The sequence below is a fragment of the Pseudomonas sp. LB3P25 genome (genome assembly GCF_054897985.1).
The window spans coordinates 4,085,208-4,099,121 of sequence record NZ_CM142711.1 but is presented as its reverse complement, the minus strand read 5'-3'; the positions used below and the strand labels follow the sequence as shown (position 1 = coordinate 4,099,121).

General features: G+C 63.8%; 9 protein-coding genes. 2 read left to right on the top strand and 7 right to left on the bottom strand.

Annotated features, from left to right (window positions below; all coding sequences use genetic code 11):
• Nucleotide 1 precedes the first annotated feature (1 nt).
• Both ACYZTW_RS18615 and ACYZTW_RS18610 read left to right on the top strand, forming a co-directional pair.
• Entirely contained in the window at nucleotides 2-1,783 is a 1,782-nt protein-coding gene (locus tag ACYZTW_RS18615; protein ID WP_462005791.1) for an acyclic terpene utilization AtuA family protein, read from the top strand.
• On the top strand, nucleotides 1,780-2,940 hold the full coding sequence (locus ACYZTW_RS18610; protein ID WP_462001251.1) for an acyl-CoA dehydrogenase family protein: 1,161 nt from the start codon (nucleotides 1,780-1,782) through the stop codon (nucleotides 2,938-2,940). Before ACYZTW_RS18615 ends, ACYZTW_RS18610 begins: the two co-directional genes overlap by 4 nt.
• Before the next feature lie 117 nt (nucleotides 2,941-3,057).
• Here ACYZTW_RS18610 and ACYZTW_RS18605 read toward each other — a convergent pair whose 3' ends face one another.
• The 7 genes from ACYZTW_RS18605 to ACYZTW_RS18575 form a co-directional block, all read right to left on the bottom strand.
• The gene (locus ACYZTW_RS18605; RefSeq protein ID WP_462001250.1) at nucleotides 3,058-3,954 is read right to left on the bottom strand and encodes a GntR family transcriptional regulator; all 897 of its coding nucleotides are present in this window, start codon (nucleotides 3,952-3,954) and stop codon (nucleotides 3,058-3,060) included.
• Nucleotides 3,955-4,208: 254 nt separating this feature from the next.
• Entirely contained in the window at nucleotides 4,209-4,544 is a 336-nt protein-coding gene (locus ACYZTW_RS18600) for a hypothetical protein (protein WP_462001249.1), read from the bottom strand.
• A 118-nt stretch (nucleotides 4,545-4,662) separates the two neighbouring features.
• Nucleotides 4,663-7,758, bottom strand: coding sequence for an efflux RND transporter permease subunit (locus ACYZTW_RS18595; RefSeq protein WP_462001248.1), 3,096 nt, complete (start codon nucleotides 7,756-7,758; stop codon nucleotides 4,663-4,665).
• The gene (locus ACYZTW_RS18590; RefSeq protein WP_462001247.1) at nucleotides 7,755-8,867 is read right to left on the bottom strand and encodes an efflux RND transporter periplasmic adaptor subunit; all 1,113 of its coding nucleotides are present in this window, start codon (nucleotides 8,865-8,867) and stop codon (nucleotides 7,755-7,757) included. The genes ACYZTW_RS18595 and ACYZTW_RS18590 overlap by 4 nt, the downstream gene beginning before the upstream one ends.
• A 30-nt stretch (nucleotides 8,868-8,897) precedes the next feature.
• Nucleotides 8,898-10,415 (bottom strand): efflux transporter outer membrane subunit, encoded by a 1,518-nt coding sequence (locus tag ACYZTW_RS18585; RefSeq protein ID WP_462001246.1) that lies wholly within the window; start codon nucleotides 10,413-10,415, stop codon nucleotides 8,898-8,900.
• 117 nt (nucleotides 10,416-10,532) lie between these two features.
• Nucleotides 10,533-10,748, bottom strand: a complete 216-nt coding sequence (locus ACYZTW_RS18580) for a hypothetical protein (RefSeq protein ID WP_462001245.1) — start codon at nucleotides 10,746-10,748, stop codon at nucleotides 10,533-10,535.
• A gap of 121 nt (nucleotides 10,749-10,869) precedes the next feature.
• Nucleotides 10,870-13,767 (bottom strand): ATP-binding protein, encoded by a 2,898-nt coding sequence (locus tag ACYZTW_RS18575; protein WP_462001244.1) that lies wholly within the window; start codon nucleotides 13,765-13,767, stop codon nucleotides 10,870-10,872.
• Between the last annotated feature and the right edge of the window lie 147 nt (nucleotides 13,768-13,914).

Genomic DNA, 13,914 nt, shown 5'->3' with positions numbered 1-13,914 from the left:
CGTGAACAAGCGCGTGCGCATCGGCGGCGCCTCGGGCTTCTGGGGCGACAGCAGCCTCGGGCCGATGCAACTGGTGCGCCAGGGCGACATCGACTACCTGGTGTTCGACTATCTCGCCGAGTTGACGATGTCGATCCTCGCCGGCGCACGCATGAAGCGTCCCGAGGAAGGCTACGCCATCGACTTCGTCACCGTGGCACTGCGCTCGGTACTGAAACAGGCCGCCGAGAAGGGCATTCGCATCGTCAGCAACGCCGGCGGCGTGAACCCGAAAGGCTGCGCCGCGGCGGTGCAGGCTCTGGCCGACGAACTCGGCGTGGCGGTGCGCATCGCAATCGTCGAAGGCGACGACGTGCTGCCACTCGCGGCCGCCATGCGGGCAGCCGGCACGGTCGGAATGTCCAACGGCGAACCGATGCCGGAACGGTTGGTGACGGCCAATGCCTACCTTGGCGCGCTGCCGGTCGCACAGGCGCTCGACGCAGGTGCCGACATCGTCATCACCGGCCGCTGCGTCGACAGTGCGGTCACCCTCGGCGTGCTGATGCACGAATTCGGCTGGGCGCCTGACGATTTCGACCGACTTGCCGCGGGCAGCCTTGCCGGCCACATCATCGAATGCGGCTGCCAGGCCACCGGCGGCTTGCACACCGATTGGGCCGCGGTGCCCGACTGGGCCAACATCGGTTATCCGATCGTGGAGTGTCGCGACGACGGCAGCTTCGTCGTCACCAAACCCGCGGACACCGGCGGGCTCGTCTCGCCTGGAACGGTCGGCGAGCAACTCCTGTACGAGATCGGCGATCCGGCCCGCTATCTGTTACCGGATGTGGTCTGCGACTTCCGCCAGGTGCGCCTGGTGCAAGTCGGGCTGCATCGCGTACTGGTGACCGGTGCGCGCGGCCTGCCGCCGACCGCTACCTATAAGGTCAGCGCCACTGCGCCGGCGGGCTTCAAGGTGTCCGGGCAGCTCACCATCGTCGGGATCGATGCCGCCGCAAAAGCCAGGCGCACCGGCGAAGCGCTGCTCGAGCGTGGCCGGCGGTTGCTGCGCGAGCACGGGTTCGCGGACTTCCTTGCGACGCATATCGAGCTGATTGGCACCGAGTCAGCCTACGGCCCGCTCGCCCGGCCGTTGCCGACGCGCGAAGTCGTACTGCGCCTGACTGTAACGCATGCCGATCGGCGCGCGCTGGAGATGTACAGCCGCGAGTTCGCCGCACCCGGCACGTCATGGTCGCCGGGCACGACCGGTTCAGGTGGCCGTCCCTCCGTGTCGCCGGTCTTGCGGCAGTTCGCCTGGCTCATTGCGAAGGAGCAGGTGACACCGACGGTCACGCTCGGTGAGACGACGTTCACCGTGACGCTGCCGCCGCCATCACCGGAGGTAGTGCCGGCGCGGTTAGCGCCCATCGAGGGTGCGCTGCCCGCCGGTCCTCGCCAGACTGTGCCGCTCGTGAGAATCGCGCTCGGGCGCAGCGGCGACAAGGGCGACACGTCCAATATCGGCCTGATCGCCCGCCATCCGGCGCTGTTGCCGGTGCTGCTCGAGCAGGTGACGCCCGAACGTGTGAAGGATTACCTCGGCCACCTGGTGCAGGGGCCGGTGCATCGATACGAGTTGCCCGGCATTCACGCCATCAACCTCGTATGCGAGCGCGCGCTGGGCGGCGGCGGCATGGCATCGCTGCGCAACGACCCGCTCGGCAAGGGCATGGCGCAGATGCTGCTCGACATGCCGCTCGAGGTGCCCGAAAGCCAGCTGCAGGAACTGCCCTTATGAATTTCGATTTATCGGACGACCAACTCGCGATTCGTGAAGCCGTTGAGGCGATCTGCGCTGACTTCGCTGCCGATTACTGGCTCGAGCGCGAGCGTGACGGGCGCTGGCCGAGTGCATTCTGCGACACCGTCGCCCGCGGCGGCTGGTATGGCATGACCATGCCCAAGGAGCATGGCGGCGCCGGCCTCGGCATCTCGGCGGCCGCGATGGTGATGCGCACCATCGGCAAGCTCGGCTCGGCGGCGGTGTCGTCGGTGCATCTGAACCTGTTCGGCCCACAACCCGTGGTCGTATTCGGCACCGAGGCGCAGAAGCGACGCTTTCTGCCGCCATTGATCGAAGGCACGGATCGCGCTTGCTTCGGCGTGACCGAGCCCAACATTGGCTCTGATACCACACGCATCAGAACCTTCGCGCGCCGCGAGGGCGACCGCTACATCGTCAACGGCCAGAAGGTCTGGACCTCGACCGCGCAGCACGCCAACAAGATCCTGTTGTTGGCCCGGACGACGCCGATCGAGGAATGTGCGAGGCCAATGGACGGTGTCACGCTGTTTTATACGAACCTCGACCGCGCGCATGTGCACATCTGCGAAATCGAGAAGATGGCGCGCAAGGCCGTGGACTCGAACGAACTATTCATCGGCGGGCTGGAGATCCCGGTCGAGGATCGCATCGGCGAGGAAGGGCAGGGGTTCAGGTACCTGCTGCACGGCCTGAACCCGGAACGCATCCTCGTCGCGGCCGCTGCGCTGGGTGCCGCGGAGACGGCGCTGACGAGTGCGACGGACTATGCCAGGGAACGCGTCGTATTCGGGCGGCCGATCGGCAAGAACCAGGCGATCCAGCATCCGCTGGCCGAATGCTGGATGCGCCTGCAAGCGGCCGAGCTGATGATGTGGAAGGCGGCGGCGCTCTACGACGCTGGCAAGCCCTGTGGCGTCGAGGCCACGGCGGCGAAGTACCTGGCGGCCGAGGCCAGTTTCGAGACGTCATTGCGTGCGGTGCGCACCCATGGCGGATTCGGCTATGCCACGGAGTACCATGTCGAGCGCGGCCTGCGCGAAAGCGTGCTGACCCTGCTCGCGCCGGTGACCCAGGAGCTTGCGCTGTGCTACGTCGCCGAGCAGGCGCTCGGCCTGCCGAAGTCGTATTGATCTGAGCACCGCGAGATAAACCGCATCCGATCTTGAGCGCGCGGGCTCTGCTGTCGCCCGGGTTACGGGGCTCCTGTGTGCAGGATTTGACTCGCGCTGGGGGCCGCACGAGCGCTTTTAGTCCCGCTTGCGCTCATTCACCACGCCCGGTTTGGGTTCGGTCATCCCGGGCATGGTCTTCAATGTGGACGCGGGGAAGTCGATCTCGGCGATGTAGCGGTCGCCCCGATACCAGGTGACACCGGCGTACAGCACGTTGCCTTTGCCATCGACCAGGCACCGTGACATTTTCGCCACGGGCGAGGCAAACGGGATCTTCAGGAGGTCGCACAGAGGAAAATCCGCGGGCATCACGGTAATCCGTTGCCTCACGCGTTTGCCGCGCGCGCCCAGTTCGTCCAGCACCGCGGCGAGCAGCTTCCTTTTCCTGGCGATGTCCTTGGGCAGCGATTCGAAAACCGCCGTCGACACGTAAATCTCGGCGTAGCAGAACGGCTCTCCGGAATAGGTGTGCAGCTTGCGCACGCACACATTGTCGTCCGCCGACCGATCGTCCGCGCTAAGCAGTTCCTGGGGCAGCTGAGCATGGTGCCGGACTTCGATTATCTCGAAGGAAAGCGCCTGCGGCGCGGCGAACGGATCGTTGATTGCCAGTTCGATGTCGACGGTGGCGGCGGGCAGCGCAGCCACGTGGGTGCCGACACCCCGTTGGCTGCGGATCAACCCTTCCTTGGAAAGCAGCTCGTACGCTTGCCGGACAGTCACGACGGCGACGCCCAAGTCGTCCGCCAGTTTCGTGATCGGCGGCAGTTGTGTGCCAAGCGGGTACTCGCCCTTCGCGATCCGGTGCCTCAGCACGGAAGCTAACCGTTGATATTGCGCAACGCCGCGTTCAGCCCCCAGCTCCGGTCGCTCGCTCCTGATGTCTATATGACTGTTCCGCTTGTTCACGCCGTATTTCACCCAAATGCCTAACATTAGATTGATGTTAGCAGGACCGGCGTTGGACGTCATTTGTGTGCCGTGAGGCTGATGGCCTTGCCCTTGGCGGGGTTGCCATCGTCGTGCGCTCGAGCGCCTGCTGTCGATCCGCGAGGGGCTTAAGTGGAGGAATTCGCAGGAAAAGTAGTCTGTCGCTTCCCTTTAATAATCCAATTCTCTATGCGATGGGATGGGGTACGGCACGGTTTTGCGATCCCGCAACCTTGCCTGTGTCATGCCAAAGGCAAAAAAGCCCGCTCAGTGGCGGGCTTCGTAATCGGCTTTTCCTATGGCGCGTGGCCAAAACTCTTGCGGAATTCGTCCTCCAGCTTTCGACAAGCGTCTGCGATTACGCTTTTCCCGACCGCCGGGCCCGAGTAGCTGTTTACTTCCTGGCGGCATAGTTCGACGGTATCTCGGGCCTGCATTCTTTCCTTGTCTTGTGGCGTGTCACTGACATAAAAGCCGAAAGCCAAGTACAAGGCGATGGCAATAACGATTCCGACAAGGACCTTGCTGACACGGTCCATTCTCTTTTCTGACGATAGTGGACCCCCAGGCGGAATCCGTTTTTTCTGCCTGAGGTCGGATTGGCAGTGTTTGCATAAAACGGCTTCAGCCATGATGACTTCCGCGCAATAGGGGCAACTCTTTTTTCCAGCCTCCACAGATGAAACTCCTTTTTCAAAACAAGATTCTATCATTGGGCTTTAGTCCCGGGGCATAACGCCACGGCACTCATCACTCAGAAGCGAGCGTGGCGTCACCCCTCACCGGTTGGGTGTCAGCGACCGTCTGGCGACCCACCTTGAACCATGCGGCGTACAACGCCGGGACGAAGAAAATCGTCAGCAGCGTCGCCACGGTAAGGCCGCCCATGATCGCAATTGCCATCGGTCCCCAGAACACACTGCGCGTGAGCGGGACCATTGCGAGCACGGTGGCCAGCGCCGTCAGCATCACCGGACGGGCTCGGTGAATGGCGGCATCCAGTACAGCGTTCCACGGGTCGCGCCCTTCGGCGATCTCGATTTGTATTTGATCGATCAGGATCACCGCGTTCCGCATGATCATGCCACCCAGTGCGATGATGCCCAGGATCGCGACGAAGCCCAGCGGCGACTGGAACACCAGCAGCGCCGGCACCACGCCGATCAGGCCCAGCGGTGCAGTCAGCATCACCATCCACATGCGGGAAAAGTTCTGCAGTTGCAGCATGAGCAGCAGCAGGATGGTGATCAGCATCAGCGGGGCCACCGCGAGCAGCGCCTTGTTCGCCTTGTCACTTTCCTCAACCGCTCCGCCCACATCGATTCGGTAACCCGTCGGCAGCTTGGCTTCGATGTCCTTAAGCAACGGCTGGATTTCCTGCGTCACCGATACACCTTGCTCACCATCATTCACGTCGGCACGCACCGTGATCGCCATGTCGCGATTGCGGCGCCACAGTACCGGTTCTTCCAGTTCAGAGCGCACCTGTGCGACTTGCGACAGCGGCACCACCGTGCCCTGGCGCGTGTAGAGGTTGATGTCTTTCAGTGTGTCGAGGTTCAAGCGTTCCTCTGGCACGGCACGGGCCACGATGTCGATCAGGTCCTCGTGCTCACGCAGCTGCGACAGGGTTGCGCCGTTCATCACCGTCTGGGTCGCCAGCGACACGTCGGCTGGCGTAAGGCCCAGCGCGCTCGCCTTGTCCTGATCAAGCTCCACCTTCAGCGTGCGAACCGGGTCGTTCCAGTCGAGCTGGAGGTCGCGCACCTTTTGGTTGGACGCAACCACCTTCTCCACGTCGCGGGCGATCTTGCGCACCACCTGGGTATCGGGGCCTACGACGCGGAACTGCACCGGGTAGCCGACAGGTGGCCCCAACTCGAGCCGGGTCACGCGTACCCACGCCTGTGGGAATTGTTGGTCAGCCGAGGCCACCAGCCGCGCACGTACTCGCTCGCGTGCATCCAGATCTTTGGTCATCACAACGAACTGGGCAAAACCCGGATTGGGCAGCTCGGGGTTGAGCGAGAGATAGAAGCGCGGTGCGCCAGCGCCGGTGTAGGCGGTATAGAAACGCACGTCCTCGTCTTTCGCCAGGATCTCCTCCAGGTGCTTGACCTGCTCGGTCGTCGCGGCGAACGAGGAGCCTTCCTTGACACGCAGGTCAATGACCAGTTCAGGACGCGAACTGTTGGGGAAGAATTGCTGCGGCACCAGCTTGATACAGGCCAGAGCGAGCACCAGAGCGCCAACCGTCGCACCGATGACCATCCAGCGGCGCTCGATGGCGGCGTCGATCAGGCGGCGCAGGCTGCGGTAGAACTTGGTGTCGTGCGGATCAGCGTGCTGGTGCGTGCCCAAGTCGTTGGGCAGCATCTTGACCGCCAGGTACGGTGTGAAGATGCCGGAACAGATCCACGAGAACAGCACCGCGGCGCCAACGATCCAGAAAATGCCACCCGCGTACTCGCCGGTGGTGGACTTCGAGAGGCCGATCGGCAGGAAGCCTACGACGGTGATAAGTGCGCCGGTCAGGCGCGGCATGGCGGTGGACTGATAGGAAAAGGCGGCCGCCTTCACGCGGTCCATGCCGGTTTCCATCTTCGCCACCATCATCTCGATGGCGATGATGGCGTCATCCACCAGCAGTCCCAACGCGATAATCAACGAGCCGAGCGAGATGCGCTCGAGGTTCCAGCCCATCGCCAGCATCACCAGCGCCACGCCGCCCAGCACCAGCGGCACCGTGGCCGCGACCACGAGGCCGGCGCGCCAGCCCAGGCTGGCCAGGCTCACCGCGATCACGATGATCAACGCCTCGGCCAGCGCGCGCCCGAAGTCCAGGATTGCATCCTTCACCGTGGTCGGCTGGTCGGCCACCAGCTCCAGCTCCACGCCGTGCGGAAGTTCCGACTGGATCTTGGCGACTGCCGTGTCCATCGCTTTGCCAAGGTCCACGATGTTGCCGTCGCTGGTCATTGTGATGCCAAGCATCAGCACCGGCTGTCCATTGTGGCGGACCGTGTAGGTTGGCGGGTCCTCGAAGCCACGTGCAACGGTCGCGATGTCGCCGAGCTTGATCAGCCGGCCGCCCGCAGAGATGGGCACGTTGCGGATAGCCTCTTCGTTGGCGAATTGGCCACTCACGCGCACCATGACGCGGTCGCCGCGGGTGTCGATCTGGCCTGCGGGCAGCATGGCGTTCTGGCTCTTGAGGCTTTCGGCAATGGCCAGCGGTGTGATGCCCAGCGCGGCCAGGCGCTCGTGCGAGAATTCGACGTAGACACGCTCGGCCTGTTTGCCGATGACATCGATCTTCTTGACCATCGGCACCTTCAGCATTTGGCGCTTGATGTCCTCGGCCGCGTCCGACAAGTCGGCGTGGCCGACGCCGTCGCCCTTGACCGCGTACATCAGGCCATACACGTCGCCGTATTCGTCGTTCAGGATCGGGCCGATCACACCGTCAGGCAGCTCGAGGCTCAGGTCGTTGAGTTTCTTGCGCGCCTGGTACCAGGCCTCACGCTGGTCAGCCTTGGAGGTGCCACCGCGCACGGTAAGTGTCATGCCGGCGTAGCCTTGTCGCGCATAGGTGACCACTTTCTCGAAGTTGTCGATCTGCTCGAATTTTTTCTCCATGCGGTTAAGAACCTGGTCCTGCAACTGCTGGGCAGTGGCGCCCGGCCAGATGACCATGGCAGTCATGGAGGGTACGGAAAAACTTGGATCTTCGAGCTGACCGAGTCGAGTGAAGCTGAAGGCGCCGGCCGCCGCGACGATGAGGAGCATGAACAGGACGATGGCGCGATGGCGCAGCGCCCAGTCGGTGAGGTTGAAGTTGTTCATCGGGTGGCCTGCTGCGTGGTGTTCGCGTCAACAATCGCCGCGCCGGGAAGCGCGACCTTCAGTCCGGATGCCATCTTCTGCACCCCGGCGGTGACGACCAATACGCCGGCCTGCGGCCCGGAGACGAGCACCTCGTCGTTGCGGTAGCCCCAAACTGCCACACGCTCCAGTTCGACGACGCCTGACGGATCCTTGCCCTCGGGCGTGACCACCCACAGCGCCGGCTGGCCGCCGTTTTGCGTCAGTGCCGTGGCCGGCACCGCCGCCACTGAGACACTGGTCATCACGCGCTCAGCCGTTACCGTGGCAGTGGCGCCCAGCGGCAGCGCCTGCACCGGCTTAAGCCGCGCGCGATAGGTGCGCGTCTGCGCCGCGGCCTGCGGCGACAGCTCGCGCAGCGTGACATCGAAGGTTTCGTTCGGCGCACTGGCCAGCGACGCCTTGAAATGCGCCTCCTTGAAGACGGACAGCTGATCCTCGGGCACATCGATGACGATCTCGGATTCATCCGGATTCGCGACCGAGACAACCGGTTGACCCTCCGGCACGACCTGCCCGGCCTCAAAGCGCACAGCCGTGACGACACCGCTACGCGAGGCGCGCAGCACGGTGTACTTGAGGCGGTTGCGCGCGAGTTCGAGCTTTCTAGCCTCGGCCTCGGCGGTCGCATGCGCGGTTTGGGCATTGGTCTGCGCGCGCTCGGCGTCGGCCGCACTGACCGAGCCGTCAGCCTTCAACGCGGTCAGGCGCTGGCGGTCCGAGTCGGCTTGGCGCGCCTGCTCGACAGCAACTGACCACTGTTGTCGCGACGATTCTTCAGCGAGGCGGTAGTCGCTGTCATCCAGCACAGCCAGGATGTCGCCTTCACGCACAAACTGGCCTACATCGACCTTGCGCTGGGCTACCTTGCCACCCACACGGAAGGCCTGGTCGACTTCATGTCGCGACTGTACGGTGCCCACATAGCGACTGATGTCGCGGGCATTGTCGTAGCTGATTGCAACGGTGCGCACCGGTCGTGGTGCCTGCACGGTGGGCTGGTCTGGGCTACACGCGGACAGCATGACCGCTACGGCCAAGGCGCCGGCCGCAGTAAGGGAATTCTTCAAGACAGTTCCTCTTTGGAAAACGACAGATTCTTAGGAAAGTGGTGGCCGGTCGGCTTTGGTGGATGCGGTTGGGTTGGAAGGTTGTTCGAACACCTGCCAGCCCCCGCCCAGTGCCTTGTAGAGCTGTACGCTATTGAGCAGCAGACGGGTGTTGCTTTCGTTGGCGTTCAGGCGTGCCGCCAGGCGCGCACGCTGCGAATCCAGCAGAGGCAACAGGTCAATTTGCCCGCGGTTATAGAGCGACTGGGCGCGACTTTGTGCCGTCTCTGCGGAAGCGGCGGCCAATTGAAGCGACCCGGAGCGGCGGCGTTCCTGCGCAAGCGTGACGAGGGCGTTTTCCACATCCTCAAGCGCCCGTACGATGCCGTCTTCGGCGCGCAGCAGTGCCTCTTTTTGAGCACTTTCAGCCGCATCGTTGATTGCCTGCGTGCGCCCGGCGTTGAAGAGCGGCATCGCCAGCAGGCCCGCGACATTGGTGAAGCGCGCGGCACCGAGATCGGCACCGTTCAGGCTCAGTCCCTGGCGACCAAAGGACGCGCCGAGGAATAGTTGCGGGAACCACTCAGCTGCCGCTTGCTGGCGTCGCGCATTGGCGGCGTCGAGCTGTGCCATCAGCGCCAGTACGTCAGGACGGCGTTGCAGCAACTCGGCGGGCTGGCCGGGCTTGGCCTCGGGCACGTCGGTCAAATCACCTGTTGAAGGCTGGATGTTCTTGGTGTTGAAAGACTGGTCTGCGATCAGTACCGCAATACGGTGACGTGACACCGCAACTTGGGTTTCCAGCGGCGGAATCTGCGCCCGCGCCGACAATGCGTCGGTCTGCGCACGTTCGACGTCGAAGGCGGATGCCAGCCCCACCTGTTGACGCGCGGTGACCAAGCGCAGCGTCTCGTCCTGCATCGCCGAGATTGCGCGAAGCGTCGCGACCTGGCGCTGCGCACCGACCAGTGTGAAGTAGTTGCTAACGACGTCGCTCATCACCAGCAGGCGCACTCCACGCATGCTGTGTTCAGCGGCTAGCGCATCGGCGTCAGCCGCCGCTGCGCCGGCTCGCAGACGGCCGCTCAGGTCGAGCTCCCACGACACGTCTAGACCCACACTGGTTGTCTTGGTATCCGGATAACCCTGTTTCGTGGCCGAGTTGTAGCCAGTGCTGCGGTCACTGCCGGAGACGGATGCTCCGACGCTCGGGAGCAGCCAGGACTGGCTGACCGTTTCTCCGGCACGCGCGGCACGCAAGCGCTCGGCGGCAATCTTGACGTCGCGATTCTCACGCGCAGCTCGGTGTACAAGATCCGTCAGCAACGGGTCGTGGTATACCTCCCACCACGCCGCCTCGGGTTCCATCTCGGAGGCCGTACTAGCAGCGAAGTTGCTCGGCAGTTCAACCGATGGCTTGACGACAGGTGTGGAGCAACCGGAAAGAGCGAGGGCGATCGAAGTGACAAGGGCTGCCGCAATGGCGAACCCGGTCGCGCGCTCGGTGCGCGGCAAAGTTGTCCGACCGGTATGACAGGGCAGCGGATGGGTGGTGGAAAGTCGCGGCATTAGAGTGGACTCGTGTAGATTCGAGGTTGTGTCAGCGTAGGGGTCTATGTGCGCGAAGTAGTCAGCGAACCGTCGCCGTTCGGTCGCCATGTGCACTTAATGTTGATGCTGGAAGGTTCACTCGCCGCCGTTTTCTACCGCAGCCTTACCGGCTGCTGACGCCAGATCCGAGGCAATCGACTCCAGCAGCTCTTCGGCGGACGAAAACTCGCGCTGACGCCCGGTGACCAGGTTTTCGAGACGGCCGACGAGGGCCCCCGGCGCGGCATCGCTACGCAGCTTTACGACGTACGAACGGCGGCTCGGGTATTTGGATTCAGAGTTCAGGCTCATCGCAGACCAGGGGGGCAAGAAAGTTCGACGACAGCGTAAGCGGCCCCCTGGGTCGAGTCGTAAGCGAAAGGTCAGACTTCGGTCGGGACAGCACCCCGCACTGCACAGAAATCGTGTCGCTTCAAGCCGACTTGGCAGCGTGAATCAGCGAGCGCGCACGTTTCGCCAGCTCGGTTCCGTCAGTTTCGGGCAATTGGTCAACCAGCGTCGCCAATGCCTGGTGATCCTCGGCCGGCGCGTCGTGGTGCTCGCACAGCTCGACCAGCGCGAGCAGCTCCAGCCACGGTGCTTCCTGGGCGCGAGCCTCATCAACCGCGCGCCGCACCGCAGCGATACTGGCGATGGGCTGACCCTGCGCTCGCGCGATTGCTGCTTCCAGTAGCAATAGCTGCGGCAGGTATACGCGCTCGCCCAGTTCCTCGCCCACCCGAAGTGCTTCCTGTAGCTCGACTTGCGCTGCGTTGCAATCGCCTGCCAGCAGCAGCGCCTCGGCGGCATAGCCAAGTACCTCGCTGGCACCGGAGCGCATGCCGAGCCCGGTGTGTTCTTCGTAGGCTTCGCGGATGCGACGGTAGCCGTCGCTCGGGGAGCCGCTGCGCGCGTCGGCCCAACCGTGCCACCAGCGGCAAGCCGTACGCCCCAGTGCAAGCGAGTACTCATCGACCAGCGCCTGCATGTCGTCGGCCAACGCAGCCACACGCACGTGGTTCCCCATCCTCACTTCGATCAACACCTCCTGCCAGGCAGCGACCAGCCAGGTCATGGGCTGGCGCAACGCCTGCGCGCGTACCCGCGCCTGTTGCATGTGGACTCGGGCTTGCTCAACCAGACCAGAACGCAAGAGTTCTATAGCCAGCATGCCGTGCAGCATGACCTGGGGATCAGCCGCGAAGATAGTGTTTGCCCCGATGTCCAGCGGCTCGGCAATCGCGAGGGCGCGCTCTAACCAACGGCGGGTCGTTTGCGTGCGCCCCTGGAGGTGATGCACCTCGCCCTGCACGATGCACGCCGCCAGCATGAGTTCTTGATCATTTGCGTCGCAGGAGAGGGATTCAGCACGCTCCGCCACCTCCAGCGCCAGCGCATACTCACCGCGCAGACCGAGTAGATAGCCGAATCCGTGCAGCAGGCGACCACGCATTGGGTGCTCGGGTACATCCGCTAGCAGCCTGTATGCACGTTCGAAGGCGCTTTTGGCTTCGCTGCCGACACCGAACAGGTGGAAAGCTGAAACCCCCTGCAGCGTGGCCAAGGTAATTTCGAGCGCATCGCGCTCCGTCCCTTCTGGTGCCTGCGTCAGCAGGACCAATGCGCGCTCAGTGAGGCCGATGCACAAGATCGGGCTGAAGTGCAGCAACGCGGCTTCTGCGGCCTCGGCGTAGTAGCGCAGCGCGATCATCGGCTGCCTGGCCCGGTCGAAGTGCATCGCCAGCTCCGAGGCAGCCACCTGCACGCCGGCCGTGCGCTCGCGTTCGAGGGCAGCGCCAACCTGGCGATGGAGTTGGGTGCGCAATGAGCGCGGCGTGCGGTCGTACAGCACCTGGCGGAAGAGAGCATGCCGGAACGAGTGGGGTAGCTCTTCCGTCTCTTCATCTTCTGAGGCCCGCGACCGTATGAGCCATACCTGTTCGCGTATCAGCTCTTCACAGGCGTGGGCCACCGAAGCGAGGTCGCGCTCGAGGGCCAGTGAAACCGTCTCGATTCGGAATTCGACCCCGCACACCGCTGCGGCCGAGAGCAGCGCACGCTGCTCCGGCCCAAGCTTGGCAATGTAGTGATCAATGATGGCTGCGAGGTTTTCAGGAACCGCCACACCCGCAAGCCGAGCCTCGATGGTGGCGTCGTCGTCCGTTGGGTCCATCACTTCATTGATGACAGACGATACGAACAACGGCACACCGTCAGTGCGCTCGTGCAGGGCACGCACGAAGGCTTCATCGCGCGCCAGCGAGGCCGAACTCAGCGCGACATAGTCTGCGACCTCGGTTTCAGAGAATGGATCGAGCACCACTTCCTCGCACAGACGTTGCAGGCGCAGTTCGTGGCGCAACGAGCTGAGCGGATGGTCGAGCGCTACGACCTCGGCGAGGCGGAAGCTCGCCAGCCACATCAGCCGCGTGCGGCCACGTCGCCGCGCCACATAGTTGATGAGCTGGACCGTCGCCCGATCGCTCCAATGCAGGTCTTCGGTCACCAGCAACAGCGGTCGCTGCTCCGTGTAGCGGTCCAGCAATTCGCCCATTTCCCGGAGCATGCGGTCCGGACCGATGCCGGCAAGCTCGCTCCGCAACGCGTCTCGCTCTTGTGCGGTACTCAGCCACGGCAGTTGCAGTAGCCAGGTCGGCGCCACGGCGCGCAGCAGCGCCGGCAAGGTCGGGTCGCTGCGGCACAGATCGGCTAACGCCTCCAACACCGGCAGGTACGGCTCGCCGGCGCCGTAGTGTTCTACGCAATGGCCGCGTGCGCAGGCGATGCCGCCAAGGCTGGCGAGGAAATGTTCGATTAACGTGGTCTTGCCAATCCCCGGTTCTCCAGCGAGCCAGACCACGGCACGCTGGCCGCCTTCCGCCCGCTCCCACGCCCGTTGCAGTCTTGAGACCTCGTCGGTGCGACCGATGAATGGCGGTGACAGGGGTGCGCCGGCCGCTGGCACCGTCGCGGATGCAGCTGGCTTCGAAGGTGCAGGGGAGGGCGCGGCGATGAAGCGATAGCCGCGCCTCGACACAGTCTCGATATAGCGCGGCTGCCTGGGGTCGTCGCCCAGCACCTTGCGCAGATCGCTGATGGCCGTCTTCAGCACCGAATCGCTGACGAACCGGTGCCCCCACACTGCATCAAGCAAGGCATCCTTGGTCACTAGCGATCCCGGCTGGCGTGCAAGTACGCACAGCAGTGTGAAGGGCGTTGGCGCCAACGCCACGGCTTCTCCGTTGCGTAACAAGCAGGCGTTGGCTTCGTCGAGTTCGAACTCGACGAAGCGGAGCTGGACTGGATTCGGTTGGGGCTGCGGACGCGCCACGATTGATTCCTAAAACTAAAACATGGTTGTGCGCTGTGAGGCTTGGCACCTGGCCCGATACTGAAAACCGTATTGCCTGGCTTTCTGGTCCTGTCGACCAGCCGCTTCTTGAGCCGACTGTTCTCCAGCCTCGGCTCCAACGCTTTG

Coding starts and splice junctions, on each gene's coding strand:
- ACYZTW_RS18610 (WP_462001251.1), top strand. CDS start 1,780: ATGAATTTCGATTTATCGGACGACCAACTCGCGATTCGTGAAGCCGTT.
- ACYZTW_RS18580 (WP_462001245.1), bottom strand. CDS start 10,748: ATGAGCCTGAACTCTGAATCCAAATACCCGAGCCGCCGTTCGTACGTC.
- ACYZTW_RS18600 (WP_462001249.1), bottom strand. CDS start 4,544: ATGGCTGAAGCCGTTTTATGCAAACACTGCCAATCCGACCTCAGGCAG.
- ACYZTW_RS18605 (WP_462001250.1), bottom strand. CDS start 3,954: ATGACGTCCAACGCCGGTCCTGCTAACATCAATCTAATGTTAGGCATT.
- ACYZTW_RS18585 (WP_462001246.1), bottom strand. CDS start 10,415: ATGCCGCGACTTTCCACCACCCATCCGCTGCCCTGTCATACCGGTCGG.
- ACYZTW_RS18595 (WP_462001248.1), bottom strand. CDS start 7,758: ATGAACAACTTCAACCTCACCGACTGGGCGCTGCGCCATCGCGCCATC.